This window comes from Microbulbifer sp. TYP-18, from assembly GCF_040932045.1.
Classification (GTDB): domain Bacteria; phylum Pseudomonadota; class Gammaproteobacteria; order Pseudomonadales; family Cellvibrionaceae; genus Microbulbifer.
In genome coordinates this window covers 1-25,267 of sequence record NZ_JBFRBC010000001.1, presented here as the reverse complement: position 1 = coordinate 25,267, position 25,267 = coordinate 1, and the positions used below count along the sequence as shown (strand labels likewise).

The window sequence follows — 25,267 nt, the reverse complement described above, 5'->3', positions numbered from 1 at the left end:
GCGACCATGCCAACCGCTCCGCCGATTGCAATATCAGGCAAATTAATCAATGTGCAGGATTCACTCAAGATTTATCTAAGTGATCAGCGATTGAGCAGCAGCATTTTTTAGGTGGGAGAATTATAGGCAACTGGGCTGAAGCCACACCAAAAAAACTAACTGGCTTCGGCGTGGTCTCTTCTCGGCATTAGCTCTTTTATGAAACTTATCACCCATGCCATACCACCGAGGTGAACGTCTCGAATAAAGAGCAAAAAACTGCTGACAGCACACATGGAAGACTGCCCACACCAAATCAGGAATCGGGCCTCGGCGCTGCTCCCTAAAAGCAAATCGATCGAAGGTGTATCTATGGTTCTTTGATCACCAGGCCACAGCAGCTTTTCAACCAACATTGCGCATAAGATACCAGCGAAAGCGACGCAGATACCCTACCAGCCACATCAAGCTCAAGCTCTGGTGGTTATCCGGAGGATAGCTTCCATAGATACCGATGCAATCGCACCAAAGTAAAAGATGGCCGACATACCCATTTCATTTGAAGAGTTAACTCCGGCCCGGTACCCCTAACAGTATAAAAGGAGAGACTACTTCGAGTAACGAACCACTTCCTGCCGCTGCTCACCAAGATTGTCGATACCCAATCGCATTACGTCGCCTTCTTTCAGGTATTTTGGCGGATTCATACCCAGACCCACTCCCGGCGGCGTGCCCGTACTGATAATGTCACCCGGCTGCAGACTCATAAACTGACTGATGTAGTGCACCAGAAAAGGAACCTTGTATACCATCGTATTGGTATTGCCATTCTGTACACGCTCGCCATTGAGTTCCAGCCAGATACTCAGGTTATTGAAGTCTCCCACCTCCTCCGGTGTCACCAGATAGGGACCCGTGGGCCCAAAGGTGTCACAGCCTTTGCCCTTCATCCACTGGCCCTGCTTTTCGATCTGGAACTCGCGCTCTGAGAGGTCGTTGATCAGGCAGAAACCGGCCACATAATCCATGGCCTCGGCCTCGGACACGTATTTGGCCTCCTTCCCGATCACTACACCCAACTCCACTTCCCAGTCACTCTTCTCAGACCGGGGAGGCAGCTCCACCTGGTCAAAGGGACCGCTAATGGCAGAAGTGGCCTTCATAAACAACACCGGCTCAGGCGGAACCTCCATTCCGGACTCCCGGGCGTGATCCGCGTAATTCAGGCCCACGCATATAAATTTGCCGACCCGGGAAACCGGCCCAGCGATGCGGGGGTTTCCAGTTACCCTTGGCAAACTTTCGGGATTCAGGTCCCGTACTTTGGCAAAATCGTCACTAGAGAGAAATTCTCCATCGATCTCGTTGATATGGGCGGACAAATCGCGGATATTGCCCTCCGCATCCATCAAGCCAGGCTTTTCGTGACCCGCATCACCAAAGCGTAATAATTTCATTGTCATCAACCTCTTAACACACACTCGAAAGCTAAGCACAAATGTTCTACCCACCAACTGGGGGTAAACTACAGTGAAAAAATAGTTTCCATCAGCAGCCACTTCTCGCCACTCTGGCCCCAGGGCAACTTTTCCTGGAAGCTATCCATCAACTCTTCCCATTCCCGAACCCTGGCATTATCCCGATCGGCTGCGGCCTTGGCCTCAAAGGAAAAGTTCTCATCGACTTCCATCACCATACACAAACGATTTCCCAGCAGGTATATTTCCATCTTTAAGACACCTGCGTCCCTGATACTTTGTGTCACCTCGGGCCAGACATTCCCCGGCCGATGATAATCCTTGTAACATTCGATTAAGGCAGGGTCATCTTTCAGGTCCAGAGTCAGGCAGTAGCGCCTGACCCCTTGAGAAGCCGTCTCAGACATCATGGATTCTCTCAGTCCGGTACCCGTAGAAAGCAATTACCACGAAGCACAACAAGGGAAGCGCAAATGATGCCTGTACGGCACTCACAAGGTCTCGGGACCAACTGTCGATAACCGCCGCCTGCAGCAAAGGCAAAAAGGTTCCACCGACAATCGCCATGATCAAACCTGCCGCGGCAAATTTTGCATCCTCACCCCCGATTCCCTTCAGGGCGATACCGTAGATAGTGGGAAACATCAACGACATACAGGCAGAAATAAGTACCAGGCAGTAAAGTCCCGTGATACCACCGATGGCAATGGTACCCAGGGACAGGGTTATACCGCCGCAGGCCAGGGTCATCAACAAGGTTCCCGGGCGAATAAACTTCATCAGGAAGGTACAAATAAATCGACTGACACAAAAAATCACCATGGCGGCAATATTGTACTGTTGAGACAACACCTGTGCCTCTTTTTCCGCCATCCCCTGCCCCATGAAGACCTCGGTTCCATAGTGAATAATGAAGGTCCAACACATAATTTGTGCGCCCACATAAAACATCTGCGCTACAACACCCTCAACGTATTTTTTGGACTGGCGTAGGCGCCGGAATGTGGCCCCGAGGCTGCCATCCAATGACTGGGATACCCCGCTATCGGGCATTTTCATCAGCGCAATCAACAGGAAAATCACCGCAATTACGATACCGATCATGACATAGGGTTGACTGACAATAGCGAGATCGGACGCTTTTAGCGACTCAAAATCCGCAGCAGACATCAGCTCCCGCGCCTCTTTACCCCGAGCATCCAGCTTTGCCAGAATAAATTGCGAAGCCGTATACATGCCTATCAGTGAGCCGATGGGATTAAACGCCTGCGCTAAATTCAGGCGGCGAGTGGCCGTCTCCGTGGGCCCCATAGAGAGAATATAGGGATTGGCGGTGGTCTCCAGAAACGACAAGCCGCAGGTAATCACAAAGTAGGCCAGCAAAAACGGATAGAACTCCCCCATAGCGCTGGCGGGGATGAACAGCAGCCCGCCCAGGGCGTAGAGCCCCAGCCCCACCAAAATGCCCGCTTTATAGGAAAACTTGCGGATAAACAGGGCCGCCGGAAAGGCCATGGCTCCGTAACCACCATAAAATGCGACCTGCACCCAGGTTGCCTCTGTGGCCCCAGTAAGGAATATCTTCTGGAAGGCTGCCACCATGGGATTGGTAATGTCGTTGGCAAATCCCCACAGGGCGAAACAACAGGTGATCAACACAAATGGAACAAGAACGGCGCTGGGGACCAATACCGCTTTTTTGTCGGCGTGTGGCTGTTGGGCGTCGGCAGTTTGGAGTACAGTCATCACTTCAACCTTTGTTATACTCTATAGTGCTTTACTTTTCAGTGATCGTGTTGTGAATACCTGGCGAGGTAAATTCCTGTCAAACCTTTTGCTCTCTGATTCAGCAAACCCTCATTCCAACTAACTATTGAGAGTGACAAAGCCACCATCAATGGGAAAATTGGAACCGGTAATAAAGGCGGCTTCATCAGAGCACAGGTAGGCTATCAGTGCTGCGACTTCATCAGGTCGCCCCATGCGGCCAATGGGCTGGCTCTTTGATAGACTTTCAAACATCTGGTCTCTGGTATCCGGATAATTTTTTTGCAGAAAGTTATCTACAAATGGTGTATGCACCCGACCAGGGGCGACACAGTTACAGCGGATACCGTCATTGATATAATCTTTCGCCACCGAATAGGTCATAGTTAAAACAGCGCCTTTGGTCATCGAATACGCAAAGCGATCGGCAATCCCCACCGATGAGGCGACAGAGGCGAGATTAATGATTACTCCACTTTGGCGTTCCTTCATACGACCAATACTGGCCTGCATAGCGTTGTACACACCCTTTACATTCACACTGTACAGCCGGTCCAGGTCCGTTTCGGTGGCATTCTCCAGATTACCCACATGGGCGATACCGGCGTTATTGATCAGTATGTCTATATCCGCACTCTGCAATATCGCCGCAAAAATTTCCTTCACCTGCGCACTATTGGAGATATCGCATTCATAGGCAGTCGCCTCACCGCCCGCCCCCTCAATACGTTCAACAGTACGGTCAGCACTCTCGCCGTCCAGATCCACCACCCGAATGCGGGCGCCCTCAGCGGCCAATTTTAGACACACACTTTCACCGATGCCGCTTCCGCCTCCGGTGACCAGTGCTGTTTTGCCAATCAATTTTTGTTGCACAACCAGTTCCTCACTCGAATTCAACAGGCCCGGGTTTTAGGCCGGCCTCCAGGCCGTAGAAAGCAGCCGCTGTTTTGCCCCAGATCGCCGCCTGCTCAGTTTTATCGAATCGGGCGATAAACCTCTCGCTGGCACTGACCCACGCATCATAGCTGGCCGCCGTAGTGACAACGGGCCAGTCACTCCCCCACATCAATCGGTCGGCGCCAAAGCAATCCCGCAAATGCTCCATATAGGGGAGCAGGCAATCCATTGCAGCCCCCTCCTCCGCCTCAGTAATAAGGCCGGACAACTTGCAATAGGCTTGCGTCTCCGCCGCTATTCGACCAATATTTTCGAACCAATTTGTTTTGCTGCCAGTCGCAATATCCGGCTTGGCGCCGTGATCAATTACAGCCTTGAGATCGGGATAGCGCTCCAGAAGCAGGCACAACACCTCCAGGTGTTGCGGTTTGACCAGGGCATCAAACGTCAAACCCAGTTCGATAAGGGCCAAGAACACCGTCTCGAGTTCCGGCTTCAGCATCCACTGGGTATCGGCAATATCCTGGATCATGGGGCGGATACCTTTAAAAGCCGGGTGCCTGCCCAGGCTTACGAGCGTCTCCACTGCGGTGGGCTGTTCCATGTCAATCCAGCCAACCACGCCGGCGATAAAATCCGTTTCATCTGCCAGACGCAACATAAAGGCAGTCTCCTCCTCACTGGCCGCCGCCTGCACCAGCACGGTCTTGCTGACTCCAGCCCCGGCCAATAGTGGCCGCAAGTCTGCCGGCAAAAAATCCCTGTATATTTCTTTCAAGTCAGGTGTTAACCAGTGGTAGTCACCCCGTGAGAGCTGCCAGCAGTGTTGATGCGCATCAATACGTAACACTGGCATTAACCCTCTCGCGATGCTGGAACAGGTGCCTGCGGGTGCAATAGCTCCGCAGCCTGTAGCGCGCGCCAAAATGCATCGGGAATCCTGAATTGCATTTGTTCCACAGTTGTCTCGACTCGGTGGGGACTGCTCAAACCGGGAATAACACTGACCACTGCAGGGTGTGCCAGCGGAAATTGTAGCGCCGCAGAAGCTAAGGGAACCCCGAACTCTTCACACAGGGCTTCGATATGGGCGACCTTTTCAATGATTTGCTTAGGTGCGGGTGCATAGTTGTAATTGGGGACCATATCATCACGCTTAACGCCCGTCGCGAGAATACCCGAATTATAGGGCCCACCCAACACTATGGAGGTTTGACGTTCCACGCAGCGGGGTAAAAAGGTTTCCAGTGCCCGCTGCTCCAATAAAGTGTAGCGGCCCGCCAACAGGAAGCAGTCAAAATCGCCATAATCCATGGCCTGCTCACAGACTTCCCATTCGTTGACACCCAGCCCAATCGCACTCACCAATCCCTGGGAACGCAGAGCATCCATGGCTTTGTAACCACCTTCCATGGCGATGCGGAACAGCCGCTCATGATTGTCGCCGTGGGTGACCCGACCGATATCGTGCATATACAAAATATCTATTTTGGGCAAGCCCAGCCGCTGAATACTGTGCTCATAGGAACGCAAAATGCCGTCATAGGAATAGTCGTATACCGGCTCGAACGGCATAGGCGAACAAAAGCCGTATTTATCCGTTGCCTTTTCGCAGCTGTTCAGAATTCGGCCCACTTTGGTGGACAGAACATAGGTGGAGCTGGGGACATTTCGCAGGGCGTCCCCCACCCTGCGCTCGCTCAAACCAAAACCATAGTAGGGGGCCGTATCAAACTGGTTGAGCCCCTTTTCCAGCGCCTTGTCGATGGCCCCTCTGGCATTCTCATCGGACATCGGGTGGTAGAGATTACCCAAAGTGGCTGCGCCAAAGCCCAGTTCGGAAACCGCAAGTGAAGTCCTGCCAATTTGTCTCTTGTTCACCATCATTGCGCCCAGCCCCCCAAGGTTCGCTACTGGTATCAGCTGCCGCTGCAGCCGGGACCCACTTTAATTACACCAGGCAAGCAGGAAGGTCCAATGGGCTCAAACTGCTTGTATGTCAAGACAAACTCCTGGTGGCCCAACGTTTCAGATTTGGTTGGTTCACCTGCGGCCACCTTGCACACCAGACGATAGATTTCCTCCCCCACACTGTCGACAGAGGCTTCACCTTCAATCACCTTGCCGGCATTTATATCCATATCGTCCGCGAGCTTTCTAAAAGTCTCCGGGTTTGCACATATTTTAACCACCGGAGCAATGGCTGACCCCACCACTGAGCCGCGGCCTGTGGTAAATAAGACAAGATGAGAGCCGGAGGCAATGAGTTCGACGATTTCTGCATTATCGACGATATTGGGGAAGCCAAACCGGGGCTCGCCATCAGGCACTACATCCAGCAGGTACAAGCCTCCCTGGGGTACCAGATCACCGGGCTTGATCAGGCCCTGAATCTGAGAAGCACCGGATTTGGCATAGGCCCCCAGGGACTTTTCCTCCTGTGTGGTCAAACCCCCTTCGGCATTACCCGGGGCGAAGCTGCCGTAGCCCATCGCCCGATAATAGTCCTCAGCCTTGCGCACCGCTGCCAGAATTTCCTGCCCAAGTTCGGGAGTCGCGGCACGCTCGGCCATCACCTGCTCACAGCCGATCAGTTCACCGGTCTCTTCGAAGATACAGGCGGCTCCCCGCTCAACCAACATATCAAAACTGCGACCCACTGCGGGATTGGCAGTGATGCCACTGGTGCCGTCCGAGCCACCACAAATGGTGCCTATAACCAGGTCTTCCACGGTCATATCCACCACTGGTGTAGCGGCGATCTGATCCAGGGTACGGTGAACCGCAGCCACGCCCGCATCAATGGTACCCTTGGTACCACCGGACTCCTGGATCACCAGGGTGCTCACCGGGCGACCGCTTTCCTGAATGGTCCGATGCAACTGCTCGCGATTAAAACCTTCGCAGCCCAGAGAAACGACAACCACGCCACCCACATTGGGGTGCGTACACAAGCGCTCCATCATCCTGAGAGAGTAATCATTGGGGTAACAGCCGGGGAAGCCAATTAACTGCACAGCATTGGAGTCAGCCCGGGTAACTACCGCCCTGGCCACATGGTGGGCACATTCAACAAGGTAGGCGACCAGCACAACATTGCGGATACCTTTGCGCCCGTCCGCACGCAAATAGCCCTTCACCCTTCAACCCCCATTTTCTTCTCCCGGGTATGACCGGGAATATAATCGCTTTTCATGTTATGGAAATGTACATGTTGACCGAAAGCGATGTCAGCGACGGCAGAACCTATTGCTGCGCCATAGCGAATGATCTTTTCCCCTTGTTCAATCTTTCTGCGGGCAACTTTATGACCAATATTGATTTCGTCTAAAACAGTAACGTTCTTGCCGTCCAGAAGCACCGAATCTCCTGCCGCGACATATCCACAACATATCAACACATTATCGCTGTCATTCAATAAAATAAACCGCTTGTCATTCATTTCAATACTATCTATCGCCTTCACACTCAGTAGCACTCTGCGTGGCACTCCCGATGTCTCAAATTTTTCACACTGCATCTCTGTCAACCACTCAATTTGGCACAAGAGTAGCCAATACTAAAACGAGCACTGGATGGTTAGACGTATGCCAAATACTATCAATCGAGCAAATTGATTTTAAGTTCCTGCTCATTTTGGTTGCGAAAAATTACCACTTCAATAAATCCACGCCATTTTCGCGCCTTATAAGATGACAGAAAATCACTAACACCTTTAACTTGATCACTACCGCCAAATTCGCTGTCAAATACCCGTAAAATTACATCCCCTTTTCTTAATCCGGCTTGCGCAAATTTACTATCCTGTTCGATGTTCACCACAAATGCACCGGAAATATCCGGCAATCCCAAAGCAGACTGCTCACCCAGAGTCGTTACACTTTTAAATGTTGCGCCTAATACTTCAAGGGTTCCATGACCATCAAATGCATCTCCGCGATCGAAGATCTTGGGAAATTCCGGGACCCTCGCTTTGGCTTTTAGCCGTGGACTTTTAACCCCAAAATTGTCCATGGGAAAATTTTCATAACCAATATCAAGCGCGCCAGAAGTAGAGCTTACGGTATAGTCTCCATGTTCCGGATCAATAAAATCAACTTCACCAAACATGGAATGCGAATCAGTTCCAAACGCCTGGGACGAAGACAAGTCATCCTTATTGGTATAGAAATTCTTATCTACCTCATCTCCCCAATAATCATTCAGTATGGGCTTGTGAGCTGAGAATAGAATATTCCTCTTAACAACATCACCACTTTTCTCAAACCACACATGAGGGTGGATTGCATTATTGATAACGACATTATTCTCTACTACTCTATCGAACCCTTCACGTAATTTAATTCCCCCGCTCAATGCTACGTTGTTATATATTCGGTAGTTGGAAGAACCATCATCAAGATCAATGTCCCAGCCATGATCACATTGAAATCTATTGTTCCTGATAATTATAGGCTTCAATGCATCCAATTTATAAAGGCCTGGATGCATTCTCGCCAATCTATTCATTTCCTGTCTATCCGGATGCCAGAACCTGTCTCTACCCCAGGAATTGAAGGCTCCGTGATCACTGGTTTCAAGGACTGTATCAAATACGTCATTGTATTCAATAATGTGACCGCCCCAGGTCCCCTCGCTGACGTTAATGCCCGCTCTAGGCACATGGTAGATAGAATTATGGCTTACAGTAATTTCAGAGCTCATGGACAACTGCACTCCGGCAACCTGCTTCTCTACCTTGCCAATATCGTGAATCAGGTTGTCAGTAACCGTAGAGAGCGCCGGGTAATTATCTGACTTGGGACCTGGCTCCAAATCCATCTCTTTGTATGGAACATATTCATTGTATTCAAAGCTAGGTGATCTAACTGCATCCGCATCGCCGACGAAGCTGATGGCCGAAGCACCTATATCAAAGATTTCATTAGTGGAGATTATTGCGTTACGGTTGTAATTGCTTACAAAAATTGCATTGCCACCCAGATCATGGAATCTATTCTCTTTCACTTCACAGTTCTCAGTTCCCTCCAACGTAACTGCTGCCCCCCTATAGATAGTCCAATCACTTCTCAGCAGGGGTTCTTTGGTTTGCATAAACGTATAGTTTGTGTGTACAAATTCCAAACCTTGAATAACTATATTTTCAACGGGCTTTTCCTCACTGCCACTTAATTCAACCAAACGGTCAAGACGTGGAACCTCTACAGTTGCCGAATTGATGTCGACATTATCAGCCGGGTAGTAATATAAAACACCCTCCTGATGATCATAAAACCATTCTCCAGGCGCATCCAATTCTTCAAATATATTTTCAACGAAGCGGTACTTAGGGTGCATTTGTGAATGTCGATTATTTTGAAATCCCCCACGCAGCTCTAATTCTTCGTTTTCTTTTACGCCAACAATTTCATAGTGCATTCCACCCCAACGACCTTCATGCAGGGCGTGAACATACCCGCCAACAGGATTTTTCCAGGTCTTGACCCGTTCAGGAGATATGGCATCTTCGGCATATCCGTTAAAAACTGAAACTGAATCATTAAAATTCGGATAACGCGCTCTGATCTGCTTTTTTCCATTTATATACAGCTGATCAAATGGGCGCGTGGAAATTCTTGCTTTCAATACGTGTTTATTGAAGGTCTTCCATTTCAGGTCCAGACGTTCCCCGCCGCTCAGCACTACCTCCCCATCTTTTTCAGCCTTGATAACAAAGGGGATAGAGCTGTTACCTGAAAATTCTGGCCCAAGCTTAATAGTGTTTTTCAGATAATAGGTTCCGCTTTGCAACTCTATAGAAGTTCCGCGCCCACCTGCCAATAACTTCCGCGCCTTGGATAGAGCACCCTCCAGGCTATAAGTCTCACTGGATTTGTTATAGTCCGGAGAGACCCGGATGGTCACAATCTCTTCGGAAGCCACCGGATTATTGTTTTTCTCGATGGAATCATTCGAACAACCAACCAACAAGGCGACCAACAACAAGATCCTGAAAGCCATGATTCTAAATACTCTTAAATAGCTTCAATAAAAAATCATTTTTTAACGGTGCTCAAAAAGGGGCAATCGCTCGCCCCTTTTGTATTGGATAGTAGCAATTAAAATTTTACGCGAGCTCCCATTGTTATTCTACGACCAACATCCTCTACCCCACGATTTACCCCCAGACTATTGACCTGTACAAGAACTTCGTTGGTAAGGTTCAGCGCTTCGAAAATGACGCTGACATTTTCACTGACTTCGATGCTGGATGAGAAATCAAGTTGTTTATACTCCTCAGTAAAGGAGCCATCCCCAAAATAATTGGTTCCACTGTTTACGAATTCGTCACGATAGTTGTAGGCTAACCGAGCACCAAATATATCATTCTCGTAGTACCCAACCAGGTTGTAGTTGATTTCCGACAGCCCATCCAAAGGCAACAGCGGACCGCCTTCCGCAGTTTGCACGTCATCCGCATCCACAACAGTAAAATTAGCTATCAACCCGAATCCATCGGCGATAAAGTCCAGTGGTTGTTGATAATTAATCTCGAGGCCATACAAATCTGATCCCCTGCCGTTGTCCGGCAAGAATCGCGTAAAGGATGCGGTTTGGGGGTTTGCACCTTCCAAGTCGGTAAAGGTCACCTGCTCCTGCTTTGTCGCGCTGACTACAAAGGAATCAATGAATTTTGCAAAGGGAGCAACAGAAATCATTCCCCCATCGGCAAAGTACCATTCCAGGGACAAATCTAATTGATCCGCCAGGAAGGGATCGACGTTGGGGTTACTTGAAGAAATTGTTCTAACGTTGACATTGATGGAAGTTGCAGGAGACAGGACTGAGAGTGATGGTCGCGACATAACCCGAGCCGCGCCAAAGCGCACCAATACATCATCAGTGATGTTATAGCGCAAATTAAAACTGGGCAGCACTTCGGTATAAGAGCGACTCGTGGAACTGGGACTGGTATCAACAAATGTAGCCGCACCACCCTGATCAAAGCGCACTGTGCTGAAGTCAGCAATATTGCCTCTAGACTCCTGATCTGTAGAGGCAATACGCACGCCAAAATTACCCGAAAGGCGTCCGTCTAGCCCTTCAAAGTTTAACTTAGCGTAACCCGCAAGTACTTCCTCCTCAACATTAATTTCATCCGAACCACCTTCAGTAATAGTACCGTTTTCCACCAAGGTAGATAGAGGCACGATATTCAAAAGTGTATCAACGTCAGCAGAAAGCCAGGTTTGAGGGAATGCTGTAGAACCACTCACCCCATCGAGAAAATCATCAGGCGCATAAACAGTCAGATAATTACTGGCATCAAAGCTTCCGCCTTCGACATTCGGATCATATGCCTCACCCAACAGTCCAGCCAGAGTTTCTGCATCAACGCCCAGAAGACGGTAACCATTGAATTTTTTACGCGCGCTATATTTAACACCAAATTCCAGCTTATTGAACGACAGTGCATCAAACAACTGCAAGTCGATATCCCGATCAAGATCCAATCTAACATCCAGGTTCTCATCTTCCGTCGGCTGATCCAGGTTACCATTGAAGCCAAGGGACCTGAAATTGGCTCTATTCATAGGATCGAAGCCATCAGCATATTCAACCCGAGGAATTCCGCCCGGATTATTCCTAATATCATAGGAAGCGCGCGCACGGCCAATCACTTCATGGGAAAGGGAAGTTATGGAGTTCTCTGACTTACCATAGGCTATTTCACCTTCCGCCACCCAATCACCCAAGAAATATTTGGCTCCCAAGGAGAATGCCGTCAATTTGTCATTACTATTGGTAGTTCTGGCATTGTTGCGGTTATCCACTCCGTCTATTGAAAGAAAGTCAATCAAGCCATCGGAGCCCAGCGGATCAGGAGCGATATTACTGTCAGTTACGCTACCGAGCACATTGGTCCAGCGAAACGAATTCAGTGGTAATGCGCCAACGATATCAAATTCTGAATAAAGTGATTCGAACCAGATATCCAAATCATCTGTCGGCTGCCACTGCAAAGTCGCCAATAACGTTGTTCTCTCCCGATCTTCCTGCAACTGCGAAAAATTGGATGCGTGATTAAACCGGAAACTGTCATCTGAATCACTATCAAGATTGTAATCCAATGTTGGGGTTGGCGCGCGTGCACCCTCCGACCCCGGCTCCAGACCAAACGCCTCGAATATATGGGACTCAACCGAACGCTTATCATAATGAGCGCCTAAGGTAATACCGAATTCGCCATCGGCGAATACATCAGAATACAGCGCAGATATATCTCCGGTTGTTTCACCAGAGTTATCTTCTCGAACTGCTTTCACGCTAGTTACCACAGATCGCTCACCGATATCCAGTGGGCGCGGAGTTTTCACGTTTACTGTTGCCGACAGGGCGCCTTCTTCCATATCTGCCGAAGGGGTTTTGTAAACTTCCAGGGCACTGACAAAGTCGGAAGGCAGAATAGTAAAATCAAAACTCCGCCCACCTGTTGCCGATGGCAGAGTCCGACCGTTAAACTGGACCCGGGTAAAATCAGGGCTGAGTCCCCGTACACTCACATCCTGGCCTTCGCCCCGATTTCTGGAAATCTGGACTCCACTTATCCGCTGCAAGGATTCCGCCAGATTTTGGTCGGGAAACTTGCCAATGTCCTCAGCAGATATCACATCAGCAACAACATCCAGGTCCCGCTTGATTTCGGATGCACTTTCCAGACTGCCTCTAATACCTACTACTTGAACTTCCTCAATAGTTGTATCCGCTCCGTTCTGGGCAAGCACAGGTTGAGTCAAAGGTACAATTGTAGCTGCCAAAGCAAGAGTTCTAACCGATTGAGCTACAGCTACAGACATTCTATTTCTTGGGAAAAACTCATCACTGCCATTATATTTTTTCATCTCTACTCCGGTCCTGTTTAAGGTAGAACAGCCTTCTTCAGGCAAAGCATCCACTGTTGCCAGTGATTACAAGCCAACCTATCTATTAAATTCGTTCTTCCTTGAGGTCACAGTGCCTGTTCCCGCTTGGGTGGATTCACATCAGGCTGTTTTTTATTAATAGATAACAGCAAGGATGCATGACCCCTCTGATGTTGTCAACCTTGTATGGGACCTTCTCAATCCAGTCGGTGACCCTTGAGTTATTACCCCAATCTGGTCATTTTTCAGCCAATATCTTCTTAGAGGATTAGCTGAAAAGAGAAAAAGTCATTTAAAACTATAAAGACACGAGACGGGATTGAACACAGAGTGGTCTAGCCTGCAGTCGCCCCTGGCCCGGTCGGCCGGGAAGCTCCGGATCAACCATCACAGCCTGTAGGCGTCGCCCAATCAGGGCCCTAAGCTGGGTCCTCGATGAGCCCGGGAAATTGACCTTTTAATGACATGATTGATGGTCCACTGTTGCAGCAAAGGGGCCGGCGTGGGGCAGATCAGTTCTCGTTGACAATGGCTAGGATGAGTCCCAGCCCCTACCGTCGTAGTATCTGTGCGCTGCCGAAAGTCGCTCTGGTGCTCTTGGGGGCGGGCAAAGCCAGTAACAACAAAACGGTATACTCAAGACCTGGACCCGGTTGCAAGGGAGAAGAACCCTGTAAATGGGGCATGACCGAAGGCGTGGAAAAGGTTTCAGGCGGTTTTTCCGGCAAAATCTAAGACCGGAACATGGCTCGGCATGACAACTGTGCTGACGAGCTCCACAGCCATGCCACCGCTTCGTTCAAACCCTATCAAAGGAATGTTTATTTTCTATAATATTCAATCTGTCACTGAACTTTTTTCAACTCTCAAATATTTGTACAAATTTACCTTTGGCGAGTCGGCAGTCACTTTATATACATAAATATTGCCTACCCCAGCCCATGGAAACAAATTCGGCCGGACGCTCAGCGGTACCGGCCTACGGGCGTGGCGTAGTGGCGTACTTGCCGTTCATCCGCTATGTGACACCGAATCAACGTCACAGTGGCGAAGAGACATCAGCGCTACAGCGGCGGCCGGCTGTGTACAAGGAGGCCCGGCAGCCCACACCAGAGCGCTGGGCACGCGAAACCCGGAATTGGAACCAGGTTGGCGAAATATGGCTCAACCCGCCAAAGGAAAATCAGGCTACTGCGGAGTGCAAATCCATGGCCGCTTGACCAGTGAACGCGGCAACTTCGTTGACATACATCGGGGTGTAGTCACCACAAGTTTGTCGAACTGCATATAGGAACCATTGAGCTTGACCAGTTTGATAGTATGTCTGCCAGCCGCCAGGCCACCAGTTTCATATACCTTCTGCTGCGAGTTAGCACTAGATCCTGTTTCAGAGGCATAAGCGCTAAATATGCCCTGACTGACGTCATCGATAAAAACTTCGATATCGCCGCCCGCGTTATACACCGGCATATAGACACTTATACGGGTGCCGGTAAAAACGTATTGAAAATAATCACCGTTCTGCTGGGTATAGTGAACGTCGTCCTGGTAATCGCCAACACCCCGATTGCTGCTGAGGCTCCAGTTCCCATTGTATCCAATATCCGGATCGGTATTATTCAATACTTTGAAATTACCAATTACTTCGAGCTTGTCCAGTTGCATATAGGGCCCGTTAAGCTTAACCAGCTTAATTGTATGAGGACCTGCCGATAAATCGGATTTTTCAAATACTTTCATTTGCGAATTGCTATTGGATCCCACTTCCGGTGCATAGACATTAACTGTGCCCTGGCTAACGCCGTCTATAAACACTTCAATATCACCTCCCGCATTATAGACCGGCATATAGACTCTGATACCGCTACCAGTAAAACTATACTCAAAATAGTCGCCATTTTGCCGGGTATATTGAACATCGTCCTGGTAATCGCCAACGCCTCGGTTACTACTTAGGCGCCAGTTACCATTGTAGGTAATTTCTGGCTCGGAGTTATTAATCGCAATGCAGTTGTCGACACAGGCGTCGTCTAAAGCGGTTTTCATTCCGACAAGTACATCAACCGATGCCTGGGACATTGTGCCATCTTCGTACATCATTAAATTAAACGATGTCGGTACTTTTCGGCTGGAGTCGCTCTGAACTTTAGCTGTTGCAGAGGCCACCGTGTAATTGGGTGACCCTATCGATTGATTAGCCGAGCGAATTCCCCAATCATTTTCCATTCTCCACATACAGTGGCCATACAAGCCCGAATCTCCTGTCGATGTGTATAGCCCACTACCACCTACGGGAGCCCCTGAGGATTTACAATGCTCACCAAAAGATACATCTTCAAAGTCGGTATAGTGTGCGACGATCCAGGGGTTATAAGAAATCAGCCGGTCCGGATTCCCCGCTTTAGCGGCGGCACCTAATGACTCGAAGGGTGCGGGATAATACACCAGTCCGTCATCAAAAAACCAGCCATCAAGCAGGTTACCATAGCGATTACCAATTGCCGAAATAACTGTTTTCCAGTTATTAAAAAAGGTGGTTCGATCACCGGCTCCTGTAGCTCTAAATTCCGAAGGCCAGTTTTGTAACTGCCACCAGTCCGTGGAATTATAGCCGAGATGACTGTCTTGCCCTGTGTGGTAGTAGAGATAAAAATCAATCCCCTCCGCGTCCAATGCTGTCGCTATATCATTAATAAGATCGCGACCGGAAGTTCGATTAGAATGCCCTAATAAACTATCCACAGCTGATATAGGTGCATTGAATTCATAGGTCCACCAGGTGGCGGACCAAATAACATATTCCGCACCCATATTTTTTACCTGCTGAACAAAGGCAGGAACATTGAAATCTGCCGCCTGATCATCAATACTTTTAGCCGAACCGGATTGTGGATATCCCCAGGCTCCATACTGAAACATCAGGCCATATCTGGCATTGCTTAGTTTGCTCGTATCGGATTTAAATGCAGTTACCCGATTCAAGTAATCCTGCATATCTGCCTGAGCAATCAGTTCCAGTGACTTGATATGGATGTCACCGTTGTTGGAAGTGCGGGTAAAACGCAGAGTGTTGGTACCCGCCGGTATGTATATAGTGCCGCTATCATGTCGTTGCCAACCAGCGGAAGTCAGCGTATAGGAAAGACTATTGGAAGTTCCCAGAATTTCAAGCTTGAAGGATTCACCCGCTGATGCCGATACAAGCGTTGTCACATGGAAGTTTTCACCATTACCTGTTTGTATCGTCCAATCCAGGTATTCGGTATTATCGACTGACTGAAGCCACGCATGCTTTGGCTGTCCATAGGATTGAACGCTTGTGGTATCCGGCCTCGCAGCAGCCGCTGCCATCAAGTAAGTAACGTTATCTGTAGTTTTTAACTGGTCTATGACAATGGGATTGGTCCCGGCTTGGGGGATTTCTACCCCACTCACATTGCTTGAACAAAATATGGCGATTAGTACAAATAATTGCTTTGCCGCCTTACTAAAACAGCTGATTTTCATTTTATTTTCCTCTTTTTTTAAATTCGGTCCTATTTTTATGCGTACTATTGACCCATAAAAGACCATTACGGGAAGCAAGTAATCGTTGTAGCACAAATCCGGCCCCATTTGGCTGCCCTAAAATAGTAGTTGCTCAACGTAGGCCTTTTGGGGCGACGACGGCCGGCCGTCATCAATCTTTCACTTTGTACCGCAATCTCTATCGCCACAGCTTCGTATTTCCCTCTTTCACTTAGACGGCTTCCTTAGTGGTTTCGCCCCGCTGTCGGACCCAACTGTGTCACCTGATCCAGGTTTACTCATAGGTTCCGTTCGACCTACCCGCCTGAATTATCGCCATGGAGTTGGGCGGTATCGCTATGTGCTCGGTAGTTTCTGTGAACTCTTTGCCGCAACACCCTATTCTCTATTCGCTGCCCTACCGCTGACTGAAAAGGCAGCCACGCAACTACGTCGACACAGGTGCGCCATCACAGCCAGTCGTTCCAATCCTGCTTAGTATATTATTAATAATAGTACAGCCTGAACTTATCCAAGTTTTGTCGTGAAGTCAATACCACTTTACCGGCAAGCAAAGAATATAAATTGCCCGGGGGTTTTGGATGGAAAACCATGCACACTGCGCACCCTGCTTAGGGCCACAACTCATGGGGGTTCACAGGAGGCAAGCACAACGAAGTGGGGGCTTTAAAAGTAGCGAAATAGAATGCAGCTGGAACTTATAGAAGCCGCGCGATCGGCCCCTAAAAGCAAGGGGCAGCCAGATAAGAGGTGGTTAGCGCTGGGGGTTTCGCTCAAATCCCGGGCTAGGCTGCCCGGCGGTTTACGTTGGTGGAACACTCCAGCAGGGTGCGCTCGGCGGAGTCCAAATGCACCTCCAACGCCTTGACCGCTGCAGCTACGTCGTGAGCCAGAATTGCAATCAACAAATCAATATGTTCATTCAGTGCCACCCACAATCGCTCTTTTTCACCTGTCTTTTCCCACTGGTAGTGGTAGTGGCACACAAAAGAGACCACCTCAAAAAACTGGTTGATAAAACGATTATTGGCACCCGTCTGAATTGCCAAGTGCAACCTCGCATCCAGATCCGGCACTTCCCTAAAACGCCTGTCAAAATCCTTTTTCACCGCCTGGTGCGCGTCCAGTACTTCGCGCAGTTCTTGCCAGGTTGGATGGTCATCATCCTGATCCAGGAGTTTCACCAAGGCCCGCATTTCCAACACTTTGCGAAACTCGATCAGTTCTTCAGCAAACTGATCATCAAATTTCACCATTTGCCACTGAGAACGGGGCTTTTTTTCAATCAAGCCAAAACGAGAAAATTTGACTAAAAACTCTCTTACAGTCACAGTATTGCAGCCGGACTGTTTCGCCAGTTCCAGCTCTGAGAAACGGTCTCCGGGCAACAGCTGCCCACCGTTAATCAAAGATAGAAAATAGCGCTGAATCACTTCCTCCTTGGAGGAAGGCGCACTACCGATATCGTAGTAATCAGCTTTCTTCGGCTTGCGCAGTACACGCTTGCCAGCACTTTCACGCTTTATCAGGCCATTTTTTTCCAAGTTCTCAATGACGGTGCGAATCGTGGTACGGCTGACGTCCAGCTCCGATGCAAGCGCCAAGTCACTGGGCAGGTAAGGGTGGGATGATTTGGCAATTTTTTGCATCTGATCCAGCAGGATATTGCTGGTTTTTTGCACCAAATAGCTTTTTTTCACACTTAAGCCCTTATTGAGGGGTCAATCAGTCCATAGCTGCCATATTAACACAGCCGGCTACTCGGATGTACTTTACAAAAACATAGACACCCGCTACCACGGCTTTCCATTGGCACACTAAGAAGTTAGCCGGGTACAGCCTGCTACCGAAACATGGATGTTCCGGCAAAATCGGCGACGCCTAAGTCGTTGATTTTGGGAGAACAGTGAAAATCACATTTTTCGCTTTTCTTGTTTTGAAACAGACAGGCTGCCTTTTTCAACAACCTATTATGGAACCTCTGATTAATTCATTTCTGCTTCAGCGGAGCCTGCGGCATCGCCTGGCAGGGCACTGCGCGAAGGTAAGTCTGGTTGTCCTTGACGAGCGGAGCGCCGTCCAAGTGGCGTCACGGGTCCGCCTTGCAGGGAGCCTGTAGCTGTTGATTGACTAACCAGTTCACACAACCCCAGAAGGTACATTACCCAATTGAGCAGGTACTGGCGGAACTGCAGTTGTCAGGCCCCAGATTGTGTGTACTCGCTGGTTATTCTACCAGTAGCACCACCAGTTCCCGGGGGCCATGGGCACCATAAGCCAGTGTCTGTTGAATATCCGCGGTTTTGGATGGCCCTGAAATAAGCACTACGTTGGAGGGCAGTTGCCTGCTCCAGCACTGGCTTTTGATTAAATCGCCAAAATCATTGTAAATCGCGTTTTGCTCCACCACCACGATATGTAGGGGCGGCACCAGCGATAGGCTCCGCGGCTCTGCGGCATCCGGCCATAGTACAATGGAACCTGTGGAGGCTATGCCGCAGTGAGAACCGGTTATGGCAGCGGGGACCGAGTTGAACAGCGCCTCTTTGTGACCGTCGATAGTAGAGTAAAAAGTACTAAACGCGATCTCGTCCTCAAGTTCCTCAAGGCTTACCAGCCAATGCCCTGCACCCATCAGTTGGCCTACACCGCGTTGTTGCAACTGGTTTTTGACAACTCTGGCAATGTCATCGCGTTTGATGGGTACCACATGGGCACGGTTTTCACGAAGCAGTCTTATAAATCTGTCCACATTTTGTGCACGATCCAACTTTTGCGGAACTGCCGCGGGTTCGGCAGAAAAGGGGACTTTACCTGCATCCCCCAGGTGTTTTTTTAACCTGGCAAGAATAGTGGCCTTAGCGCTTCTCATCCCACTCTCCTCTTTTTTCGCGCTGTTTAACCAATTCACGCAGCGGACGTGGCGCCGGCCTGGGCAGGGTTCTGTAGCGGGTCCAGGCCCCCGCCTTTTTCGGCATCAACCAGCGGCCGCGGCTCGCCAGCCACAGGACAGCGCGGTAAATGGCGGGAGATGTATTCAGCCGACGCCACAGGCTCCAGATCCCCGCTTCCAGTGATTTTCGACTACTACCCTGGCCTTTGACTACTGCGGATTCCGCTTTGGGCTTAACCGATTCCTTGCGCAAGCGCAGCAGGATTTTCGGGATGGGTATCTTCACAGGGCAAACTTCACCACAGGCACCACACAGGGATGATGCCGTCGGCAGGTCTCTGGTGGCATCCAGCCCCAGCATATGGGGTGAAATAATTTTACCGATGGGCCCCGGATACACTGTGCCATAGGCGTGGCCACCGATACGGGTATACACCGGGCAGTGATTCATACAGGCCCCGCAGCGAATGCATTGCAGGGTTTGGCGCAATTCCTCATCGGCGAAGGCCTGACTACGGCCATTGTCCAGCAACACCAGATGCACTTCCTTAGGGCCGTCTTTTTCACCCCTTCGGCGCGGGTGAGTGATCATATTGAAATAGGTGGAAATGATCTGCCCGGTGGCGCTGCGGGTCAAAAGGCTGAGTAGCGGTGGCACATCCTCCAGAAACTCCACCACCTTCTCGATGCCTGTAATGGCGATATGCATGTCCGGGACAGTAGTCACCATACGCCCGTTGCCCTCATTTTCCACCAGACAGAGAGTGCCAGTTTCCGCCACCGCGAAGTTTACCCCGGTCACCCCCACATCGGCGTGACAGAACTTGGTACGCAGTGTCTCTCGGCCCGTTTGGATCAGGGTATCCACGTCGGTGCTGTAGTCAAAGCCGGGAACCTGTTTCGTAAACAGTTCGGCCACCTGGCGTTTGTTTTGATGAATCGCCGGCATGATGATATGGGACGGATGTTCACCGGCCATCTGAACAATAAACTCGCCCATATCGGTTTCCAGGCATTGGATACCCTTGGCCAGCAGGTGGTCATTGAGCGCGGTCTCTTCCGATACCATGGATTTGCCCTTCACCACCTGTTTGCCGTTCCTACCCTGTATCAGCGCCGCAATAATATCGTTGGCTTCCGCAGCGGTTTCCGCCCAGTGCACCCTAATACCATTCTGCTCCAGTTTGCTTTCCAATTGCTCCAATAACTCCGGCAACTTCCGCAAGCAGCGCTGTTTGATCAACTGGCACTTGCGGCGCAGGGTTTCCAGTTCATCTTCAGAGGAAAACGCCTGTCGTCGTTTGTCCACCAGGTAATCCATTGCCATGCGAAAGTTGTTTCGCAGCTCGGGATTCGCCAGATCCCGGACAACATTGTGGCGAAACCGCCTGGCACTGAGGGCATATTTGCTGCCATCGGTGGCGATGGTGTCGGCTTTCACGCTCATAGCTTGTCTCCCCGGGTGCGACGCAGCAGGTAGCTGGCGATATGCTCGCCCCGAAGTACGCTTTTTTTGTACTCCAGTGCACCATTGATATTCATCATGCACCCCCAGTCGGCACTGACATAACGCACCGCATCCGTTGCTAACAAGTGCTTGACCTTGTCCTGCACCATCGCGCCAGAAATATCCCCGTGTTTGACCGCAAAGGTGCCCCCAAATCCGCAACACTCGCTGGCATAAGCGTGCTCTACCATGTCTACATGGCCTAGTTGATCCAATAGGGCTTTAGCGGTGATATGCACATCCATCTCGCGGCGGGCTGCACAGGAAGTATGCAGGGCGACTTTCTCTGGTACCCCCCGATCCTCCAGTTTCACCTCAAGCACACAATTCAGGAACTCAGTAAATTCAAAAATACGCTCACAAAAAGCCTCGACTTCCAGATCAGTTTCATCCTTTAACAGGTCCAGATAATGGTGCCGCAACATGCCGCCGCAGGAACCAGAGATCACCACTATGGGAATATCCAGCGGAAACTGTTCGATCTGCTGCCTGGCCACCGCCCTGGCCTCTTCCTGGTAGCCGGAGTTATACGCCGGTTGCCCGCAACATGTCTGTCCACTGGGAAAGAGCACCTCCAGCCCCTGGTGCTCCAAAAACGCTATTGCATCCAGGCCGGATTGGGGAAATAAGGTATCCGCCAGGCAGGTGCCATACAGGTACACTCGGTCCGGTTTGGGTGGATAGACGCGCCTGGGGGTATGGCGCTTGGCAGCGGGTAATGGGAGGGCAGACATTCCGGGTATCCTTCACAGGCCAGGACTCACGGGAGCTAAAATAGCGCATTGTCTATTGATAATAAATTAGCAACAGATAAACTTACTATTTCCAAAAGCGATGTAATCGAGCGGTGCTCGGAGGTTTCATGGCTGGTGCCACTGAACTTGCCTTATTTGCCCTGGTGGTGGAGACCCACTCCTTTAAAGAGGCCGGCCTCCAGGCGGGGCTGAGTACCGCGGTGGTCAGTAAACGGATCAGTAAACTGGAGCGGGAACTCGGTGCCCAATTGCTTTATCGCACCACTCGCCGCCTGAGCCTCACCGAAGAGGGCCGAACCCTTTACCAGCATTGCAAAGGTATCAATCAGCAGGTGCAGGATGCGCTTGGCGCCGTAAGCCAATTGTCGGACAGCCTGGGCGGTACCATTCGTATGTCGGTACCTACCATATCCGGCGAACTGTTACTGGCGAAGGTGGTGGCTGAGTTTTGCCAGCAACACCCCCATCTGAATGTGGATATGCAGCTCGACAATTCATTGGTGGACCTGATCCAGGAAGGGGTCGACCTGGCGATTCGCACCGCGGTCATGGACGATTCCAGCCTGGTGGCCAAAAAACTGATTCAATCCCATTGGGTAGTCTGCTGCGCCCCGGGATATATCCGGCAATTTGGTCAGCCACAAACCCCGGCGGAACTGCTTGAACACAATTGCCTGGCCTACACCTATCAGGCCCAGGGGGCTCATGACTGGCGGTTTACACACCGGGGGCAATCCCTGTCGATAAAAGTGGCTGGCAACTTTTCCACCAACAACGCCCAGGGCTTACGCAAGGCGGCCCTGGCTGGCTGCGGAATTGTCTATGTCCCGCGTTGCAGTGTGCATGAGGATATCCAGCGCGGGGACCTCACGCCCCTGCTGCACGATTATCAGCCCCGCTCCCTGGGGGTCTATGCGGTGTACCCCTTCACCCGCTACCAGCCGAAGAAGGTAGGATTGTTAATTGAGCATATTCGCACTGCCTACCAGGAGCTGTCTGCTTACTTTGAATAGAGATCCAGCCTCATAAACCCGAGCAGTACAGTCCTGGCTCAGGGCAAACCTGACACCGGGAGCCCCCAGAGCGGGAAAATCACGCTCCCCGGCGGTCACTCACTGTTTATGCCTTCAGTTATTTCGATCCTGAGGGAGTTTTCCCACATCAGTGCTGCTGCCGGGGTTACAGTGCAAACCAGGGCAGCCGCGATCGCTTGCGGTAACTTGGGCCCCATCGGGGAGGCCAAGGCCGAAAATGGCAAAGTTATCCCAGTAATAGGTATCGCCACTGTAACTGTCGGGAGCAAACAGGATTACCAGGCTGTCCACCGCATTGTCGGCAGTACCGCCGTCAATACGATCATCCAACTCGAATTTCAGCCTTTGCCAGCCGCCCTCCCCGCCAGTGTAAGCCGCGTACTTTGAATGTCGGCCAGTGGGGTAATTGCCGGCAGTGGCGACAGCGCTATCCTCCAGTTGCACCAGTATCTGGGTACCCGGTGCCGCGCTGGTGAACAGATCCATGTAGAAAGCCTTGGCGCCCGACAGGAAAGGGGCTGCGTCCTGGATAGCGCTGGTTGCCGCTATGATAACGTCGTACTGTGCAGCGGAAGAGCGGATGTATTTGGCCACGGTTGGGGAGCTGTTGGTTGCATCCGGCTGCGGATTCGCTGCATCCTGCACAAAAGTACCATCAAAAAATGTGTAGGCCAGTTCGCCACTGGTTTCAAAATCATCCAGTGTGATTTCCGGTATGAGTTTTGGAGCCACATACACGGGCAGGTTGAGGTCACGGCTACCGCAGCTGTCGGTGACATTAACGGACACTGTGCCACTACTTTCCCAGCTGACGACGATGCGATCAGTGCCGCTACCAGAAACCAGAGTCGCACCGGAGGGAATATTCCAGCTAAAATCTGGGTTGTCACCAGTCGCACCGGTGACAGAGTAGGCGGTGGTTTCACCAGCATCGACTATGCGATCGCCGACAAGGCTCGGCTGTCCCCTATCGTAGACGCGCACATAATCCACAAGCATGGTCTGCGGCAGCAGAGCATCATTCACTGTTCCGCCGAGAGTACCGCCGACGGCCAGATTCAGTAAAAAGTGATACTGGTGGTCCTCGAAGGTCCAGTAGGAAGCATCCCCGATGTCACCCGGGTTGAGCCTGGCGTAAAGCTGGTCGCCCACATACCAGCGCATCTCGTAGGGCTCCCACTCCAACCCATAGATATGAAAATCCGCGGACCAGGGCTCTGGTTGGCTCAATAAGCGGTTGCTGGTAAAGAGGTTGTTCGGATAGGGAGGACCATAGTGGATGGTGCCGGAGACATATTCGTCCGCCTGCCCGGTGGACTCCATAATGTCGATTTCTCCACTAACCGGCCAACCCTGATCCGGGTCCGTGGGCAGCATCCAAAAGGCCGGCCACATGCCCTCACCATCAGGGATTCGGATCCGCGCCTCGAAGCGTCCATTGGTCCACTGGCCGCCGTTAGGCAAGCTGGCAGTACGCAGACGCGCGGACGTGTAATTCTGGCCCCCTACACGCTCCTTGTTTGCACTTATGGTCAATAGTCCGTTGGCGACGCTGGCATTCTCCGCGCGGTAGTATTGCAGCTCATTATTCCCCCAGCCACAGATTCCATAGCTGCAGCCGTTACCAATCATCGGCTCCCATTTGGACAGGTCCAGCTCAGTGCCATCGAAATTATCCTCCCAAACCGGCTCTGGATTTTGGCAGGGCTGCGCCCAGGCAGCGGTATCAAATAGTATCAAACTGGTGACTAGTACTCCCAGTTTCCTCATATTAATATTCATGGCTCCCCCCGGTTTTACCCTCCGCTTGGCGTAAATTCTCCCATTGATAGAGATAGAGCGACTAACAATAACAGAGTATTTATCTGAGAGTGAGGAGTCCCAATCCAGGCGAGATAGAAGGGGATATAAATACGCTAGACTGGAGCAGCGATACCAACAAATGCTGCACTAAAAAGTTAATAGCGCCAAACTTGAGTTACACTTGCGTGTCAAATCCCGATATTCCCGGCGCATAAATCCATTCATGGCACAATAAGTATATTGAGGCTATCGCGCCAAAATTATGAATTTGTTATTTTTTCTACTTCAATCGTCAACTTGACTCTGCCTGTATCCATAAAAATTTATAGTTTTGATTTTTTGAAATAAATTCTTGCATTTTGTTTGTATGCGGGCCACACCATGTACACCACTCAGCCCAATATTGAATCAGAACCAAGTCGAAGCCTGAAGAATCAAACTTGTAGGGATCTCCATTATTCGTATAGAATTTTTTCATTTCCTTTATCAAACTTTTCTGTTTTCCCCCAGAATATTCCTCTAATTTTTCATTTAATTTACTAATTAAATTTTCACCATCTGACGTTAATGCGGCTATATTCACACCACTCCTGGCGTCGAATAATTTAAGGAACCTCTGAAAAACTGCTTCAGTCTGGCATAATTTACCCCATTTCCAACATACACAGATTCAATCATGAGCCAACTGACCTTCGCCGAAGCCGAATACACTATCAAGAA

18 protein-coding genes are annotated in these 25,267 nt (G+C 50.3%); 1 reads left to right on the top strand and 17 read right to left on the bottom strand.

What is annotated here, in order from left to right; genetic code table 11:
- Positions 1–587: 587 nt before the first annotated feature.
- The 15 genes from ABVT36_RS00090 to ABVT36_RS00020 all read right to left on the bottom strand — a co-directional run bounded on the left by ABVT36_RS00090 (position 588) and on the right by ABVT36_RS00020 (position 21,689).
- The gene (locus ABVT36_RS00090) at positions 588–1,436 is read right to left on the bottom strand and encodes a fumarylacetoacetate hydrolase family protein (protein ID WP_368454710.1); all 849 of its coding nucleotides are present in this window, start codon (positions 1,434–1,436) and stop codon (positions 588–590) included.
- A 68-nt stretch (positions 1,437–1,504) separates the two neighbouring features.
- Entirely contained in the window at positions 1,505–1,864 is a 360-nt protein-coding gene (locus tag ABVT36_RS00085) for an L-rhamnose mutarotase (protein ID WP_368455055.1), read from the bottom strand.
- Positions 1,857–3,203 carry an L-fucose:H+ symporter permease gene (gene fucP, locus ABVT36_RS00080; protein WP_368454709.1) on the bottom strand — a complete coding sequence of 449 codons (1,347 nt, stop codon included), beginning with the start codon at positions 3,201–3,203 and terminating at the stop codon, positions 1,857–1,859. Before fucP ends, ABVT36_RS00085 begins: the two co-directional genes overlap by 8 nt.
- A 120-nt stretch (positions 3,204–3,323) precedes the next feature.
- Entirely contained in the window at positions 3,324–4,100 is a 777-nt protein-coding gene (locus tag ABVT36_RS00075) for an SDR family NAD(P)-dependent oxidoreductase (protein ID WP_368454708.1), read from the bottom strand.
- Between the two features lie 10 nt (positions 4,101–4,110).
- Positions 4,111–4,980, bottom strand: coding sequence for an amidohydrolase (locus ABVT36_RS00070; RefSeq protein ID WP_368454707.1), 870 nt, complete (start codon positions 4,978–4,980; stop codon positions 4,111–4,113).
- Complete coding sequence (locus ABVT36_RS00065) at positions 4,980–6,011, bottom strand: aldo/keto reductase (protein ID WP_368454706.1); 1,032 nt, start codon at positions 6,009–6,011, stop codon at positions 4,980–4,982. The genes ABVT36_RS00070 and ABVT36_RS00065 overlap by 1 nt, the downstream gene beginning before the upstream one ends.
- A 32-nt stretch (positions 6,012–6,043) precedes the next feature.
- Positions 6,044–7,264 (bottom strand): UxaA family hydrolase, encoded by a 1,221-nt coding sequence (locus ABVT36_RS00060; RefSeq protein WP_368454705.1) that lies wholly within the window; start codon positions 7,262–7,264, stop codon positions 6,044–6,046.
- Positions 7,261–7,590 (bottom strand): UxaA family hydrolase, encoded by a 330-nt coding sequence (locus tag ABVT36_RS00055; protein ID WP_368454704.1) that lies wholly within the window; start codon positions 7,588–7,590, stop codon positions 7,261–7,263. Before ABVT36_RS00055 ends, ABVT36_RS00060 begins: the two co-directional genes overlap by 4 nt.
- 134 nt (positions 7,591–7,724) lie before the next feature.
- The gene (locus ABVT36_RS00050; protein WP_368454703.1) at positions 7,725–10,124 is read right to left on the bottom strand and encodes a right-handed parallel beta-helix repeat-containing protein; all 2,400 of its coding nucleotides are present in this window, start codon (positions 10,122–10,124) and stop codon (positions 7,725–7,727) included.
- A 98-nt stretch (positions 10,125–10,222) separates the two neighbouring features.
- Positions 10,223–13,006 (bottom strand): TonB-dependent receptor, encoded by a 2,784-nt coding sequence (locus tag ABVT36_RS00045; protein ID WP_368454702.1) that lies wholly within the window; start codon positions 13,004–13,006, stop codon positions 10,223–10,225.
- A 1,209-nt stretch (positions 13,007–14,215) separates the two neighbouring features.
- Entirely contained in the window at positions 14,216–16,534 is a 2,319-nt protein-coding gene (locus ABVT36_RS00040; protein ID WP_368454701.1) for an alpha-L-fucosidase, read from the bottom strand.
- 806 nt (positions 16,535–17,340) lie between these two features.
- Positions 17,341–18,255 carry an FCD domain-containing protein gene (locus tag ABVT36_RS00035; protein ID WP_368454700.1) on the bottom strand — a complete coding sequence of 305 codons (915 nt, stop codon included), beginning with the start codon at positions 18,253–18,255 and terminating at the stop codon, positions 17,341–17,343.
- 527 nt (positions 18,256–18,782) lie between these two features.
- The gene (locus ABVT36_RS00030) at positions 18,783–19,427 is read right to left on the bottom strand and encodes a lactate utilization protein C (RefSeq protein WP_368454699.1); all 645 of its coding nucleotides are present in this window, start codon (positions 19,425–19,427) and stop codon (positions 18,783–18,785) included.
- Positions 19,414–20,895, bottom strand: a complete 1,482-nt coding sequence (locus ABVT36_RS00025) for a LutB/LldF family L-lactate oxidation iron-sulfur protein (RefSeq protein WP_368454698.1) — start codon at positions 20,893–20,895, stop codon at positions 19,414–19,416. Before ABVT36_RS00025 ends, ABVT36_RS00030 begins: the two co-directional genes overlap by 14 nt.
- Positions 20,892–21,689: a (Fe-S)-binding protein gene (locus ABVT36_RS00020; RefSeq protein WP_367150575.1), complete on the bottom strand. Its 798-nt coding sequence runs from the start codon at positions 21,687–21,689 to the stop codon at positions 20,892–20,894. Before ABVT36_RS00020 ends, ABVT36_RS00025 begins: the two co-directional genes overlap by 4 nt.
- Before the next feature lie 128 nt (positions 21,690–21,817).
- Here ABVT36_RS00020 and ABVT36_RS00015 point away from each other — a divergent pair, with 128 nt between their 5' ends.
- Positions 21,818–22,723: a LysR family transcriptional regulator gene (locus ABVT36_RS00015; RefSeq protein WP_368454697.1), complete on the top strand. Its 906-nt coding sequence runs from the start codon at positions 21,818–21,820 to the stop codon at positions 22,721–22,723.
- A gap of 114 nt (positions 22,724–22,837) precedes the next feature.
- Here the strand turns inward: ABVT36_RS00015 and ABVT36_RS00010 are convergent, their stop codons facing one another.
- Positions 22,838–24,526 carry a family 16 glycosylhydrolase gene (locus ABVT36_RS00010; RefSeq protein ID WP_368454696.1) on the bottom strand — a complete coding sequence of 563 codons (1,689 nt, stop codon included), beginning with the start codon at positions 24,524–24,526 and terminating at the stop codon, positions 22,838–22,840.
- A gap of 313 nt (positions 24,527–24,839) precedes the next feature.
- Complete coding sequence (locus ABVT36_RS00005) at positions 24,840–25,130, bottom strand: hypothetical protein (protein ID WP_368454695.1); 291 nt, start codon at positions 25,128–25,130, stop codon at positions 24,840–24,842.
- Between the last annotated feature and the right edge of the window lie 137 nt (positions 25,131–25,267).